Raw genomic sequence first — 13,884 nt, forward strand, 5'->3', positions numbered from 1 at the left:
GCGTAGGGGAAAGGGCCAGTAGTGGGGCGACAAACTCGCGCGGCCCACACGGCACCCGTCGGGACGATGCGGGCGGGCCCGAGGGCCAGAGGTGCGGGAGCGGCTGGACGGGCGGGTGCTGATCGACTGCTCCAACCCGGTCGGTCCGGGTTTCCGGCTGCTGGCGGACCGGGGGCCTCGGCGGTCTTGTGTCTGGCGGGCGCCGCGCCGGGAGCGCGGGTCGTCAGGGCTTTCAATCTCCGCCACGAGGGTGTCTGGCGTATGGACCCGCCGGTCTTCGACCTCGTCATCGCAGGGCTTCTCGAAGCCAACCCCGACTGGCTCGGCGCATACGGCCACCGGCTGATCATCGAACGGCGCACCGGCCGCGTCGTCGGTTCGATCGGCTTGTTCTGGCCGCCTGCCGAGGGCGCTCTCGAGCTCCGCTACGGCGTCGTCGCCTCCCATCAGGGCCGCGGCTACGCTACTGAGGCTGCCACGGCACTCGCCGCGTTCGCCCTCGGCGCGCCCGGGGTCCACACCGTGGTCGCCGGCGTCGAACTGTCGAACCCGGCCTCCGTCCGCGTCCTGGAAAAGGCCGGCTTCGACAGGTTCGAGACCGTGCCCGCCGAGGACGGTGGTGAGCTGGCTCGCTACCGGATGACCACGGCGCCGGAGCTCCGCCAGGCATAGGCTGTGCGGGCCGGCGGCGGACCATCCCCGCCGGCCCCCGGCCGGCCGCTGCGGATGGTCGGGGGGCTCGTGCCTTCCTCGCGTCCTACACCTCAGTGGCAGCCGGTTCGGTCATCAGACGTGTCGTGAGCGGCGCATGGATGCCGTGTCGTTCTGCCGCCCGGAGCAAGGCGCCGCCGATCACGTCGCGTTCCAGCGGTCGGCCCGCTTCCGCGTCGCGTTGCATTGACGATTTGCTGTCGGCTGGGAAGGCGTCGTGGCGCGTCATGATCTGGCTGACGTCCGTCGGCCCACCGAAGGCCCTGCTGACAGCGGTGGTCTCCGCGACCAGTGCCGCCAGCTCGTCGCGTCGCTCGGACCGGATAGTGCCGATCGGCAGGTGGTAGCGGGTGGTGAGGAGCGCGAAGGGTGCCAGGAAGGCCAGCTTGCCCCACAGCACGGCGTTCTCGTCCGGGACGACGCGGGTGCTCGCGCCGATCCCGGTGAGCAGTTCGGCGATCGGAACGGCGGGCTCAGGGTCGGCGCGGGTCGGTCGCCGTCTCGGCCTCCTGACCTGCACGAGCCACTGAGCAGTAGATGAATATGATTGTCGTGGGCTAGTCTGTGCCCGCTCGCGCCGGGCCACCTCCGGTCGGGCCGGGCGCGTTCCGCCGCGCCTCGGAGGAAGAGCGAGGGGCGCAGCGTGGTTGAGGGATCGGCGAGTGCGGCGACGGCACCGCCACCTCCTTTCGACCCGGATGGCGGCGAGGACGACTCGGGGCGACGGCACCGGACGGCGACCGGGACGGTCCGCTCGACGCTGGTCGGGGCCGCGGTAGCCGCGGTGCTCGCCGGACCGTGGCTGGAGCGGCATTTCGGGCTGACGGCGTTCGAGGCGTGGCGCACGCTGCTGGTGGCCATCGTCATGCAGGGCGTACCGTTCCTGATCCTCGGCACCGTCGTCTCGGCGGCCATCGGCGCGTTCATCCCCGCCCGGGTCTTCTCCAAGATCCTGCCCCGCAACCCCGTTCTCGCCGTGCCGGTGGCCGGTGCCGCCGGAGTGGTGCTGCCGGGGTGCGAGTGCGCCTCGGTGCCGGTCGCAGGCAGCCTGATGCGACGGGGTGTGGCTCCCGCGGCGGCACTGACGTTCCTGCTCGCCGCGCCCGCCGTCAACCCCGTGGTGCTCGTCTCGACGGCGATCGCGTTCCCCGGCAAGCCCGAGATGGTGGCCGCCCGGTTCGGCGCCTCGCTGGTCACCTCCGTGGTCATGGGCTGGCTGTGGATCCGGTGGGGGCGCGAGGAGTGGCTGCGGCCGCCGACGGGGCACGCGGAGCATGCACCCGGCGCGGGCCGGCTGGAGGCCTTCCGGCGCGGGATGCAGCACGACTTCCTGCAGGCGGGCGGCTTCCTGGTGGTCGGCGCCATGGCCGCGGCGACTTTCAACGTCCTCGTACCGCCGTCCGTCCTGCAAACCTTCTCCGGGTCTCCCTGGCTGGGCGTCCTGGTGGCGGCGGCGCTCGCGGTGCTCCTGTCCGTGTGCTCGGAGGCGGACGCGTTCGTCGCGTCCTCGTTCACCGGCTTCTCGCCGACCGCCCGGCTCGCCTTCATGGTGGTGGGCCCGATGGTCGACATGAAGCTGATCGCCCTGCAGTCGGGGGCCTTCGGACGGGCGTTCGCGGTGCGGTTCTGCGGCGGCACGTTCGCCGTGGCGGTCCTGTGCTGCGTACTCGTCGGAGGCGTGCTCCTGTGACCGGACGACACCCCGACCGCGTGGCGCAGCCGGGCCTGCTGAGCGGACTCGGTCCGCCGGTCCTGATGGCGCTGACCGGCACGGGCCTGCTGCACACCACCGCGCGCAGCGACGTGTACCTCCGGTACGTCAAGGAAGGGCTGCGGCCGTACCTCATCGCGTCCGGACTCCTGCTGCTCGCCCTGGGCCTCGCGGGGCTGGGAGCCGAGGTGGTGCGCCGCGTGCGGCAGCCGCTGGGCGATCACACGGAAGGGCACGCCGACCACGGGCACGGGCCTGCCACGCCCGTCGCCTGGCTCCTTGCCGTACCCGCCCTTACCCTGATGTTCGTCGCCCCGCCGGCGCTCGGCTCGTACACGGCCTCAAGGGACGGGGCCGCGACGGGGGTCGAGCAGGCCGCCTACGAGGAACTGCCGGAGGCGCCGACCACACCCATGGGCCTGGAGGAGTTCATCGGACGCTCCGTGCACGCGCCGAAGACCCTGCGTGGCCGCGAGGTCCGGCTGCTCGGATTCGTCTCCGCCGGCAAGAGCCCGGACACCTGGTACCTCAACCGCCTGAAGCTCAGCTGCTGCGCGGCCGACGCGCGGACCCTGCGCGTGGAGATGCACGGTGTGAAGGCGCCGGAAAACGACACCTGGGTCGAGGTCACGGGCGTCTGGCGGGCCGAGCACGTCCCCGTCGAGAACCCCGTCCCGACGCTGGAGGTCGGTGTCCTGAAGCCCGTGGGGCAACCGCGCAATCCCTACCACGACGCGCCGCCCACGGACGGCTGAGTCCTCGGCCGGGGTCCGCCACGCCGCCTTGTCCCGCCCTGGCCCGGGTATCGACCCCATCGGGCTGAGGCTCCACAACTTGTCATCGCGCCAAGGGCCCCAGCTCGACATCAGCAGATCCTTGGTTTGCTGGTGGCGCAGGAGCGGCAGCCCGGTTGCCTAGGGTGTGGGGCCCGAGGTTCGGCGGCTTGGTCCGCGAATGGTCCGGATCTTCAGGGCGCCGGCCGGTCGTCGCAGAAGGCGGCATTCCGGGAGGGGCCGGGCTGGGCGGTGCCGTGGCTGCGACCACCGCCCAGCCCGGAGTCTCAGGCTGCCTTCGGCACGGGTGTGGCGACGGGCTCGTGCTCGCAGGCGTCGTCGATGCCGTATGTCTCCCACTCCGGGAATTCGTCCTCGGCCGGGACTGCTTCGTCCGGGCTGAGGAGGCAGGCTCCGAGGGCCGCCCGGAGGGCCTCGGCGCGGAGTCCGGTGCCGATGAACACCAGCTCCTGGCCCTGGGCGCTGTCCGGGCCGCGGGCCCCCGAGGGCTCGAACCGGGCCACCGCGCCGGCCTGGGACCACAGACCGGTCACCCGGGGACGGCTGGCGAGCCAGAAGAAGCCCTTGGAGCGCAGGATTCGCCCGAAGGTGCCGCTGTCGAGGCCCTTGGTGACGAACGTCCACAGCCTGCCGGGGTGGAAGGCCGCGTCGGCGCGGAACACCAGTGAGGAGATGCCGTACTCCTCGGTCTCCGGGACATGGTCGCCGTTGAGCTCCTTGACCCAGCCCGGGGCCTGCTGGGCCCGCTCCACGTCGAACAGTCCGGTGCCCAGTACCTGTTCGAGCGCCACGTGGCCGCGTACGGCGGGCAGGATCCGGGCCTCGGGATTGAGCCGGGCGAGGGTGGCGCGCAGTCGCGCGGCGTCGCCCGGCCCGACCAGGTCGAGCTTGTTGATGACGATGACGTCCGCGAACTCGACCTGGTCCATCAGGAGATCGCTGACGGTCCGCTCGTCGTCCTCGTACTGGTCCAGGCCGCGCGCCACCAGTTCGTCCCCGCCGGCGAGTTCCCGCAGGAAGTTCGAGGCGTCGACGACGGTGACCATGGTGTCGAGGCGGGCGAGGTCGCCGAGGGTGGCGCCGTCGTCCCGGGGGAAGGCGAAGGTGGCGGCGACCGGCATGGGCTCGGAGATACCGCTGGACTCGATGAGCAGGTAGTCGAAACGGCCTTCGCGGGCGAGCCGGTCGACCTCCTCCAGCAGGTCGTCGCGCAGGGTGCAGCAGATGCACCCGTTGGTCATCTCGACCAGCCGCTCCTCGGTGCGGGAGAGCGCCGCCTCGCCACCGCGCACGAGCGAGGCGTCGATGTTGACCTCGCTCATGTCATTGACGATCACCGCGACCCGCAGGCCTTCGCGGTTGCTCAGGACATGGTTGAGCAGGGTGGTCTTTCCGGCGCCGAGGAAGCCGGACAGAACCGTCACCGGCAGGCGGTCGTACGAGACCACGGGATCAGCCTTCGGGGTGGATGAGGCCACGCTCGTACGCCTTCACCAGGCGCTGCGGCACCTGGTAGACGGAGCCGTCGACGGTGATCGGCACGAGCTGGGGCGTGGTCGCCTTCCACTGTGCGCGGCGGTGGCGGGTGTTGCTGCGGGACATCTTCCGCTTTGGGACGGCCATGGTGGGACTCCTCGGTCTGGTTACTGACTCGCCGAGGCTATATGAAAATGGGTACCATTATCAATATGGAGGGTGGGGGTGATGGGGGGTGGTCGAGCGTGACGTCCCCGAGCCCTTCGGCGAGCCGGCCCGGGTGCAGCGGGCGCCAGGCGTGCCGTACGAGGCTGGACGCCGCGGGGTCGGGGTCTGGGGTGACGGGAGGGAGGGGGGCGACAGCCTTCAGTGGCGACTCCCATGTCTTGCGTGCGCGCTTCGGTGACCGCCTGGCCGCCTGGCCGGCTGGCCGTCAGCGCCGCGCCCTCCGTGGGGAGTTGCCGCAGCTCGGTCACCCCGATGCCGGGGTTGAGGTGTCGTGCGAGAACGGCAGCTCCCTTTCCGGGGCGAGGGTCGTCCGGGGTGGCCATCGCCACGAGAACGGTGTCAGCGGCCTCGATCTGAAGGTCTTTCAAAGGCGACTCCCGACTCCGACGCCATCGCCCGCCCCGCATGCTCCGGCCAAAGCCAATGGCGACCGACACACCGCCCGGGCCTTACTCATGGGCGGGCGTACGCGCAGTGAGGCCGTCTCGGAGTCGAGCCGGTTCCGCCGTGACGGCTCGGCCTTGGAGATGTACGCGTGCGGCCCTCTTCGAGCCCCCCTTGCTTGCCCGTTGAGGTGCCGCACGCGTACGGAACACACCCTAATCATTAATGGTAATCATGTTCAATGACTCGCGCGGGGCAGTGTGCGGGTAGTGCTCGACCGAGGGTCGGGTTTGGGGTCCGGGTGTCGCCTACCAGGACGACTTCTTCACTCCTGGCAGGAAGCCTGCGTGCGCCTGCTGCCGGGCTCGCACTCGGGAGAGCCCGAACTTGCGCAGGTAGCCACGGGGGCGGCCGTCCGCACTGTCGCGGTTGCGGACTCGGGTGGCGCTGGCGTTGCGCGGTTGCCGGCGCAGCTCCGCGGCAGCGGCTTCCCGCTCCGCCGTGGTGGACGACGGGTGTCGGATGGCCTCCTTGAGTTCGGCCCGCCGGGCGGCGTAGCGCGCAACGATCTCCTTGCGCTTCTCGTTCTGCGCGATCTTGCTCTTCTTGGCCATCAGACCTTCCCCCCTCGGGCGCGGATCCGGGCCACGGCGGCCTCGATGCCGATCGCGTCCACCGTCTTGATCGCCTTGGCGCTCAGCGTCAGGCGGACGTGGCGCCCCTCGCCGGCCAGCCAGTAGCGCTTGTGCTGGATGTTCGGGTCGAAGCGGCGCGAGGTGCGCCGGTGTGAGTGGGAGATGTTGTTGCCGAAGCCCGGCTTGGCGCCGGTCAGTTGACAGTGGGCAGACATGGATGCGGCCGCCTTTCTGGGGGAGCGTGCTTGTTGGTAATGAAAATCAGTGTCATATACTAGCCTCATGGCACGCAACGAGATCCGCCCGATCGTCAAGCTCCGTTCCACGGCAGGCACCGGGTTCACCTATGTGACGCGCAAGAACCGGCGCAACGACCCCGAGCGGCTGGTGCTGCGCAAGTACGACCCCGTCGTCCGCCGCCACGTCGACTTCCGCGAAGAGCGCTGATCCCCCGCACACCCCGCCCCGACTCATCGAAAGGCCCCTTGCCATGAAGCCCGGAATCCACCCCGCCTACGCGCCCGTCGTCTTCCGCGACTCCGCCTCCGGCACCGCGTTCCTGACCCGCTCCACGATGACCAGCGACAAGACCGTCGACTGGGAGGACGGCAACACCTACCCCGTCGTCGACGTGGAGATCTCCTCGGGGAGCCACCCCTTCTACACCGGCACCGCTCGCGTGCTCGACGCCGCCGGCCGTGTCGAGAAGTTCGAGCGCCGCTACGGAGCCCGCTGATGGCCCGCGACCACCAGCTTCCCGTCGTCATCGTCGCCGGCCTTCACGCCGACGCACGAAAGGAGGTCGTAGAGCGCCTCCTGCATGCGGTTCCGGGCAGTGTGGCACTGCACCACGACCTGGCCGCGGCACCGGACGGCACCGTGCTCCGCCTGATCCGCGACGCGTCGGGCATCCTCTCCCGCGGCGAGACACCCCTGGTCAACGACTGCGCGTGCTGCGCGCTGCGCGAGGACCTGGTCCCGGAGCTGGAGCGGATGGCGGACAGTGGTCTGACCCGTCTCGCCGTGGTCGAGCTGTGGGACTCGGTCGAACCGAGGGCCATGGCGGAGGTCATCGCCGGGCATGGCGGCGACCGGCTGGTCGTGACGGGCGTGATCACCGCCGTGGACCCGGCGCTTGTCCTGCCGTATCTCGCGAACGGCGACGACCTGGCCGAGGCCGGTCTTGCGGCGGCCCCCACCGACCAGCGGACCGTCGGTGACACCTGGGCCCGTCAGTTGGAGTACGCGCCCGTCCTCGCCGTTGTCGACAGCGAGGAGGCCGACGACGAAGACCACGCCCTCCTCGCGCAGCTGCATCCCACCGCGCGACGGGTGCCGGCCGCCTCCATGGAACTCGCACGGGCCGCGTTCGCCGGGTTCAACGTCGAGGCCGCCGCAGCTGCCCAGCATCCTGCGTGCGCGCTTCTGCCCCAGGAAGCCGACGAGGCGGGCGTCACCACGTTCGTGTGGCGCCGCAGACGGCCGTTCCATCCCGAACGCCTCTACCAGGCACTCGAAGACCTGTGCTGTGCCGCCGCCCGGAGCCGCGGCAGGTTCTGGCTCGCCGACCGCCCCGACACGCTGCTCGCCTGGGACGCGGCCGGCGGAGCGCTGTGCGTGGAGAGCGCCGGGCCGTGGCTGGCGTCACTGCCCGACGCGGCCTGGGACATGGTCCCGCCCATGCGCCAGGCGGCAGCCGCACTCGACTGGCACCCGGACCACGGCGACTGCTGCCAGCACCTTGTCTTCACCTCGCCCGGCCTGGACCGGGACGGGCTGGAACAGCTCCTCGACTCCTGCCTGCTGACGGACGCGGAGTACGGGTCGGGACGCGAAGCCTGGAAGCACCTGCCCGCCGCCTTCGACTCCCTCCTCGACGCCGCCTGACACCCGCCCAGACTGATCACGGCCCGGCGAGGCCGTAACCGAATCATCCATGCAAGGAGAAGCCCCCCATGGCCCGACGTCCGCACCCCGGCAAGCCCCTGAAGTCCCGCCCCAACCCCCTCGACGCGGCCGAGGTCACCTACATCGACTACAAGGACACCGACCTGCTGCGGAAGTTCATCTCCGACAGGGGGAAGATCCGCAGCCGACGCGTCGCACGGGTGACGGCCCAGCAGCAGCGTGCCCTCGCCGCCGCCATCAAGAACGCACGGGAGATGGCGCTGCTGCCGTACGCCGGCCGCTGAGGGCACCCGGGCTCATCGCCCGGACACCATCAGCCGGTCCGTTGGCGCGCCTCGCGGCGCGGGGGATGGGTGGCTTCGACGCTCTCGCCGGGGCCGGTCGGGCTCGCCGCCCTGGTGGGACCGGCCGCCGTACCCGACGCGGTAGGTGTGGTGCACGCGGCGGCGACCGAGATCTCCGCCCGGCCCGCCGTCGAGGCCCTGCGCATGCAGGGCGAGTCCTGGTGGCGTACCGCGTTCGGCTACGTGGCCCGGTCCATGCGCCGGACCCTCGCCGCGACGCGGGGATCCGCCTGACCGGATCCTTGTACTTGGTGGCCACCGCCGCGTTCCTCGGCATCGGCGTCCAGCCGGACGCCGCCGACTGGGCGGTGATGGTGGACCCCAACCGATCGGGGTTGTTCCTGCAGCCGTGGGCGGCGGTGGTGCCCGCCCTGCTCATCGCGGCCCTGTCAGGAGGCCGGGGATGAACCCGGTCGCGGAAGTGGAAGACCTCCGGGTGGAGGTCGCCGGCGGCACGCTCGTGGACGGGGTGAGCCTGACGGCCCGCGCGGGACGGGTCACGGCCAGCGGAAAGACCACCACCGGACGCGCCCTGCTCGGCGAGTTCCCGTCCGGCGCCCGGGTCGACGGCCGGATCCGCACCCCGGGACCCGGCGCCGTCGGCTACGTACCTACCCCAGCACCCCGCCGCCGTCCTGAACCCCGCCCGCCGCGCCGGAGCGCTTCTGCGGGACATCGCCGCCCAGCGGGGCGGAACCCGCCGCGAGATCCGCGACCGCGTCGAGGCCGCCCTGCGCCGGGCTCAGTTGCCCGACCCCCGCGGACGCGGTGCTGCCCGCCCCCACTACGCGGCCCGGGCTCCCCAAGCCGCGAGCCACGATCCGGCGTGCCGCCACACGGATCGCGGTGCGGGAGCTGACCGCCCGGCACGGTGCCGGTACTACACGGCATCACGCTGTCGGTCGCTCGCACCGCGGTCCGACTGCGTGGCGCCGACCGGGACACCGCACGCCGGGCGGCCGTACGGACCTTGGCGGAGCTGGGCCTGGCCGAGGAGCTGACCCTGCGCCGTCCTGGTGCGCTGTCCGGCGGCGAACTCCAACGGGCGGCCCTGGCCCGGGCCCTGCTGGCCGAGCCCGAAGTCCTGGTGTGCGACGAGATCACCTCCGGGCTCGACCCGGCCACCCGGGACGCTCTCCTCGCTCACCTGGCGGCACTGCGGGAACGACGCGCTCTCAGCCTGGTGTTCATCACCCACGACGGGGCAGCCGCCGACGCCCTGGCCGACCGAACCGCCGTCCTCGACACCGGCCGCTTGGCCGCATGCCAGTAGCAGTCTGCTCCGGCCTCCCTCTGGCAGGAGGGGCTCGGCAGGCAACGAACAGACTTGCGTACCCGGTCGGTGTACGGGCATCCCGACGGGCTGAATGCCCACATGACGATGTCTTGCCGCAGCCTTGGCGGCGCTTTGGCGCATGACGCCCTCCCCGGCGCTAGCGTTCCCGTCATGCCGTCTCTGCCGTCACACCCCCCACGCCACGGCGGGCTCCAGGCCTTGCCGTACCGCAAGCCGACGCGCGGTCGGGACTACTGGATCCTGGACGATGTCCTGCCCGACCCCGATGCCGTACGGGCCCGCGTGCTCGAGCGGGACGACTGGGTGGAGGGCTACCCGTACAAGCCCGAGCCATGGCCGGGGCTGCGCACGATGCCCGGTCTTGAACCGGCGGAGCTCGCGCACGTGGAGAAGCTGGTGTGCAGGACCGTCGGGGTACGCAAGATCTGGACCGTGGATCCCGTCGGCGGTGGCATCTTCAACCACAACTGCGTCCAGGTCGTCGGCAAGGACGAATGCGAACCGCGCCCGCACACCGACTCCCGAAGCCTGTGCCGCTACGCGGCGGTGCTGTACCTCAGCCCGGACCTGCCCAAGGACTGCGGCACCAGCTTCTACCGCCAGAGTCTGCCCGGCGGTGTGCTCGGCGGCAACCAGGTGCTCGCCCCGCACAACAACCTCGTCGACGCACTCGGCACCCGTTTCGTGCCGGAGGACTCCTTCACCGAGGACCTGCGCGTCCCGCCCCGCTACAACCGTCTGCTGCTGTACTCGGCCAACCTCATCCACACCGCGACCGGTTACGTGGGCAGCACCTTGGAGGACAAGCGGATGACGGCCGTCTTCTTCTGGATGGCCTAAGCCTGGACCACCGGCAGGTGATCAACCGGATTCCACCGCCGGCGCGCGGGAGTGGGTTCGCGCTGCGCAGGCGGTCCCTTGGTCCGAGAGGGTGCTCGAGGTGCGCGCCGGTGGTGTCCGACGACGTACTCAGCCTCGCGCTCCTGTCGGCTGTCGCCCGTGGCGTCACCGTGAAGGACGAGGTGGCCCAGCTCGTGTGCTGCGGTGAACCGGTGGCGGTACGCGTCGTTGGTGCGGTTGGGCGTGAGGATCGCCACCGGACGCGCGGGCCGGGAGGAGAAGGCGTCAACCGTGCGGGCCGCCTCGTCGGCGGCCGCTAGGACGACGATCCCGTGGTTTCCATGCGTCGGACCGTCGGAGGCCGTTCTCTCACTACTGGGAGGGCGGCCTTCCGTGCGTCCTGAGCCATGGTGGTCGCAATGTGGTCGCACGTCCGGCCTGCGGCCGGCAAGCCGAGGCCCTGACGGCCGGCGGCGCGGGAGAGCGGAGCCGGCGGACGACCTCACCGAGCCCCTGGATGCGGTCGCGTGGTGGTCGCAGCCACGCCGGGCTGCTCGTCTCGTGGTTGGCCTTCTCGGCTCCGGTGAGGGTGCGGTCGACGGCGTCGACGGCTTCGGGGGCTGCGCCGCCCACAACGGGGGCTGCGCAGCACTGCGCACGGCCGGCGGACCGTGCGGGCTGACTGCGCGGTCCGGGTGCCTGCTGCCCTGGTTCCAGGGCACTCCGGGCCGCGCAGTCCGCCGGGGCTATCCCCGCCCGAAGGAACGGGCAGACCTCGGCGCACGCCCTGCCGGGACGCAGGGGCGCCCGCGCGGACGGCGACACCGCAACCGCGCAGGCGGAGCCGCTCCGGCCCGGTTGTGCCTGCGGCCCCGCCCGGGCGTCGGGGTCAGGACGGGTCGCCGTACTGGAGGCCGCGTCCGTTGGTGCCGACGTACACGCGGCCGAAGGCGTCGGGGTCGCCGGTGATGACGCCGGTGCTGCCGATGCCGCCCCACTGGTGGGCGTCGTCGTTGACGCGGAGCCAGGTGGCGCCCTTGTCGGTGGAGCGGAAGACGCCGGTGACGTCCTTGACGGTGCCGATCAGGTACAGGGCCTGGTAGGAGGCGCCGGGTGCGGCCTTGCCGAAGCCGAGGGCGGAGGCGGACTTCACCGGGGCGAGCCTGGTGAAGGTGCGGCCGCCGTCGGTGGAGTGCAGGAGCCCCTGGCCGCCGCCGGCGATCCACAGGTCGCCCGCGACCCCGGGGACGGCCTTGAGCCGGCCGTCGGCGGGCAGGTTGCCGGCCCGGGCGCTGAAGGTCGCCCCGCCGTCGGTGCTGGCGTAGAGCGTGCCGCCGGCCAGTGAGTAGAACGTCCCGGCCGAGGAGCGGTCGGCGACGACGAGGGCGTCGGTGCCCAGGCCGCCGACCTTCGACCAGCTCGCTCCCTTGTCGGTCGAGCGGTACGGGGCCTGGCCGGCCTGCGTCCAGACGATGGCCGAGCCGTCGGCGGAGAGCGCCACCCGGCCGCTGTCGGCGCCGGCCACCGGTTCGGACGCGAAGCCGTTCCAACTGCGGCCGCCGTCGGTGGAGTAGGCGCCGTCCTGCGCGCCGCCACGGCCGACCCGGACCACCATCGAGGGGTTGGACTGCGCGAAGTCGATGGAGGTGCTGTTGGTCATCATCGGGTTCTTCAGTCGCCCGGGGGGCACGTCGGTCAGGGAGTCGTGGCGGAATCCGCCCAGGTCGCCCATGGCCGTGATGACGTGGGCGCCGCCGGGCGGGGCGATCGCGTCCAGCAGTGCGGTCTCCTCCAGCCCGCGGGCCCCCACGCTCCAGTGGCTGGTGCCGCCGCTGTCGGAGGCGCCCGCGTCCTTGCTGCGCAGGATGCCGCTGCCGGTGCCGTACAGCACGTGCCCGGAGTCGAAGGGATCGATGGCCAGGGCGGTCATCCAGTGCCCCGTCCCGGTACCCACGTACGGAGCGGCGGAGGCGTCCCGCACCGACTTGTCGGCCAGTGCCTTCCATGTCGTGCCGCCGTCGGTGGTCCGGTAGATCTCGTCCTGCGGCCACCAGCGGCCGAGGGTCGTGACCATCACCGTGGAGGGATTGCGCGGGTCGACGGCCAGACCGGAGAACCCGTAGTTGCCCTGGGAGGGGGAGATGTTCTTCCACGCCCCGCCGGCCGGCGTGTGCTTCCACACCGAGCCCCCCGTCACGCCGTTGGGGCCGAGGGCGTTGGTGTACGTCAGGTACAGCGAGCCGTCACCGGAGAGCACGCCGTGCTGCGGCATCTGGCCGGTCGGCTGCCCGGGGACGGCCTGCCAGGTGCTGCCGCCGTCGGTGGAGCGGTAGAGGGAGGTGGACCTGTCGGCGACGCCGACGTAGACCGTCTTGCTGCCGGCCGGCCCGTACGTCACGAAGGAGATGCCCGCGCCGCTGCTCGCCCCGTCCTTGACGGGGAACGAGGAGACCTGGCTCCATGTCGCGCCGTGGTCGGTGCTGCGCCACAGGCCGTTCTTGCGTGTGCCCAGCAGCAGGGTGCCGTTGTCCGCGGGGTTGACCGCCAGCCGCTCGCCCGCCCCGCGGCCGTCCTCGTTGCCGCCCAGCTTGAAGGGAAGGTCGGTGCGCTGGAAAGTGCGGCCGCGGTCCGTGGAGCGCAGGATCGCTCCGTTGCCCGCCCAGTTGTTGGTGTAGGTGCCGGTGGCGAGGTAGAGCCGGTTGGCGTCGACCGGATCGGTGGCCAGCGCGTCGACGCCCAGCAGGTTCCAGTCCTTCTCGCCGATCCAGTCGGTCAGCGGGATCCACTGCTCGGCCCCGGTGTCCCAGCGGTAGGCGCCGCCCATGTCGGTACGTGCGTACAGCAGGCCCTTCTCCCGCGGGTTGAACACCAGACCGGTGACGTAACCGCCGCCCACCACCTGGGCGTTTCGCCACGTGTACGGCCCGGATCCCGGCGCATCGGTCCCGGCCGTCCTCACCAGCTTCCACTGCTGGTTGGTACCGCCATGGCCGCGGTACTGGATGACTGCCGCGCCGTCGGCAGTGGAGCCGCCGGCGACGTCCAGGACCTGGCCGCTCCTGCGGGAGGTGAGGACGACGGCGTCGGAACCGCTCACCTCGTCGATCCGCCACTCCTGGGAGGTGGAGGAGGTGTCGGTCTGCTGCTCGACGGCGGCCGCCTGGGCTGTTGAATCGCCTGCTACGCCCAGCACTTTGCCGCTGTTGCGGTTCACCAGCTCGTAGTGGCCGTCCCCGGTGGGCCGCAGCTTCCACTGCTGGTTGGCGGTGTTCTGGTCGGTCCACTGCTGGATGCGGGTGCCGTCGGCGGTGGAGAAGGCGTTGACGTCCAGCGCCTTGCCGCTGCGTACGGAGACCAGCCGGTAGTAGGAATTGCCGTCGATCGTCGCGGCCTGCGAGTCGTCCTGCACGTACAGGAGGTACGGCACGAGGACGGCGGGCACACCGAGCAGCAGTCCGGTCCCGGTCCAGCGACGGCGGTGACGTCCGCGGCGCCCGCCGTTCGTGGGGTTCTTCATGGGGAGGTGTTCTCCTTGCGTATCACTGTGGATCGGGGC

Annotated in this window: 16 protein-coding genes and 3 pseudogenes; 11 read left to right on the forward strand and 8 right to left on the reverse strand. The window is 71.6% G+C overall.

Annotation, left to right across the window (positions count from 1 at the left end):
* Window positions 1-91 precede the first annotated feature (91 nt).
* Window positions 92-282, forward strand: a pseudogene (locus tag AB0F11_RS24025) (NADP oxidoreductase); the annotation flags it as partial.
* Window positions 262-672 carry a GNAT family N-acetyltransferase gene (locus tag AB0F11_RS24030; protein ID WP_362177408.1) on the forward strand — a complete coding sequence of 137 codons (411 nt, stop codon included), beginning with the start codon at window positions 262-264 and terminating at the stop codon, window positions 670-672. The pseudogene AB0F11_RS24025 and the gene AB0F11_RS24030, both read left to right, overlap by 21 nt.
* 85 nt (window positions 673-757) lie before the next feature.
* Here the strand turns inward: AB0F11_RS24030 and AB0F11_RS24035 are convergent.
* A pseudogene (locus tag AB0F11_RS24035) lies at window positions 758-1,171 on the reverse strand (ketopantoate reductase C-terminal domain-containing protein); the annotation flags it as partial.
* 324 nt (window positions 1,172-1,495) lie between these two features.
* Here AB0F11_RS24035 and AB0F11_RS24040 point away from each other — a divergent pair.
* On the forward strand, window positions 1,496-2,401 hold the full coding sequence (locus tag AB0F11_RS24040; RefSeq protein ID WP_362177410.1) for a permease: 906 nt from the start codon (window positions 1,496-1,498) through the stop codon (window positions 2,399-2,401).
* Window positions 2,398-3,177, forward strand: coding sequence for a TIGR03943 family protein (locus AB0F11_RS24045; protein ID WP_362177287.1), 780 nt, complete (start codon window positions 2,398-2,400; stop codon window positions 3,175-3,177). The genes AB0F11_RS24040 and AB0F11_RS24045 overlap by 4 nt, the downstream gene beginning before the upstream one ends.
* Before the next feature lie 305 nt (window positions 3,178-3,482).
* Here AB0F11_RS24045 and AB0F11_RS24050 read toward each other — a convergent pair whose 3' ends face one another.
* The 4 genes from AB0F11_RS24050 to rpmB all read right to left on the reverse strand — a co-directional run bounded on the left by AB0F11_RS24050 (window position 3,483) and on the right by rpmB (window position 6,154).
* On the reverse strand, window positions 3,483-4,694 hold the full coding sequence (locus AB0F11_RS24050) for a GTP-binding protein (protein WP_362177290.1): 1,212 nt from the start codon (window positions 4,692-4,694) through the stop codon (window positions 3,483-3,485).
* Complete coding sequence (gene rpmF, locus AB0F11_RS24055; protein ID WP_150206903.1) at window positions 4,669-4,839, reverse strand: 50S ribosomal protein L32; 171 nt, start codon at window positions 4,837-4,839, stop codon at window positions 4,669-4,671. Before rpmF ends, AB0F11_RS24050 begins: the two co-directional genes overlap by 26 nt.
* Before the next feature lie 773 nt (window positions 4,840-5,612).
* Window positions 5,613-5,918, reverse strand: coding sequence for a 30S ribosomal protein S14 (rpsN, locus tag AB0F11_RS24060; RefSeq protein WP_362177293.1), 306 nt, complete (start codon window positions 5,916-5,918; stop codon window positions 5,613-5,615).
* The gene (gene rpmB / locus AB0F11_RS24065; RefSeq protein ID WP_362177296.1) at window positions 5,918-6,154 is read right to left on the reverse strand and encodes a 50S ribosomal protein L28; all 237 of its coding nucleotides are present in this window, start codon (window positions 6,152-6,154) and stop codon (window positions 5,918-5,920) included. Before rpmB ends, rpsN begins: the two co-directional genes overlap by 1 nt.
* A 67-nt stretch (window positions 6,155-6,221) precedes the next feature.
* Between rpmB and rpmG the strand changes: the two genes are divergently transcribed.
* From rpmG to AB0F11_RS24090, 5 genes and pseudogenes are all read left to right on the forward strand, one after another.
* Window positions 6,222-6,386 carry a 50S ribosomal protein L33 gene (gene rpmG / locus AB0F11_RS24070; protein WP_362177299.1) on the forward strand — a complete coding sequence of 55 codons (165 nt, stop codon included), beginning with the start codon at window positions 6,222-6,224 and terminating at the stop codon, window positions 6,384-6,386.
* A gap of 43 nt (window positions 6,387-6,429) precedes the next feature.
* Window positions 6,430-6,675, forward strand: coding sequence for a type B 50S ribosomal protein L31 (locus AB0F11_RS24075; RefSeq protein WP_362177302.1), 246 nt, complete (start codon window positions 6,430-6,432; stop codon window positions 6,673-6,675).
* Window positions 6,675-7,826: a GTP-binding protein gene (locus AB0F11_RS24080; protein WP_362177305.1), complete on the forward strand. Its 1,152-nt coding sequence runs from the start codon at window positions 6,675-6,677 to the stop codon at window positions 7,824-7,826. Before AB0F11_RS24075 ends, AB0F11_RS24080 begins: the two co-directional genes overlap by 1 nt.
* 68 nt (window positions 7,827-7,894) lie before the next feature.
* On the forward strand, window positions 7,895-8,131 hold the full coding sequence (gene rpsR / locus AB0F11_RS24085; protein ID WP_362177308.1) for a 30S ribosomal protein S18: 237 nt from the start codon (window positions 7,895-7,897) through the stop codon (window positions 8,129-8,131).
* Between the two features lie 69 nt (window positions 8,132-8,200).
* A pseudogene (locus tag AB0F11_RS24090) lies at window positions 8,201-8,598 on the forward strand (ABC transporter permease subunit); the annotation flags it as partial.
* Between the two features lie 204 nt (window positions 8,599-8,802).
* On the opposite strand, the gene AB0F11_RS24095 reads toward AB0F11_RS24090, so the two are convergent.
* Window positions 8,803-8,976 carry a hypothetical protein gene (locus AB0F11_RS24095; RefSeq protein ID WP_362177310.1) on the reverse strand — a complete coding sequence of 58 codons (174 nt, stop codon included), beginning with the start codon at window positions 8,974-8,976 and terminating at the stop codon, window positions 8,803-8,805.
* Window positions 8,977-9,062: 86 nt separating this feature from the next.
* On the opposite strand from AB0F11_RS24095, the gene AB0F11_RS24100 reads away from it, so the two are divergent.
* Both AB0F11_RS24100 and AB0F11_RS24105 read left to right on the forward strand, forming a co-directional pair.
* On the forward strand, window positions 9,063-9,464 hold the full coding sequence (locus AB0F11_RS24100; protein ID WP_362177313.1) for an ATP-binding cassette domain-containing protein: 402 nt from the start codon (window positions 9,063-9,065) through the stop codon (window positions 9,462-9,464).
* Window positions 9,465-9,638: 174 nt separating this feature from the next.
* A complete protein-coding gene (locus AB0F11_RS24105) occupies window positions 9,639-10,328 on the forward strand; it encodes a DUF6445 family protein (RefSeq protein ID WP_362177316.1) in 690 nt (229 codons plus the stop codon).
* Here AB0F11_RS24105 and AB0F11_RS24110 read toward each other — a convergent pair.
* A complete protein-coding gene (locus AB0F11_RS24110) occupies window positions 10,325-11,050 on the reverse strand; it encodes an ImmA/IrrE family metallo-endopeptidase (protein WP_362177319.1) in 726 nt (241 codons plus the stop codon). The two genes, AB0F11_RS24105 and AB0F11_RS24110, sit on opposite strands and share 4 nt — an antisense overlap.
* A 167-nt stretch (window positions 11,051-11,217) precedes the next feature.
* Entirely contained in the window at window positions 11,218-13,845 is a 2,628-nt protein-coding gene (locus AB0F11_RS24115) for an RICIN domain-containing protein (protein WP_362177321.1), read from the reverse strand.
* Between the last annotated feature and the right edge of the window lie 39 nt (window positions 13,846-13,884).

Origin of the sequence: Streptomyces sp. NPDC032472, assembly GCF_040636955.1 — a bacterium.
Taxonomy (GTDB): Bacteria; Actinomycetota; Actinomycetes; order Streptomycetales; family Streptomycetaceae; genus Streptomyces.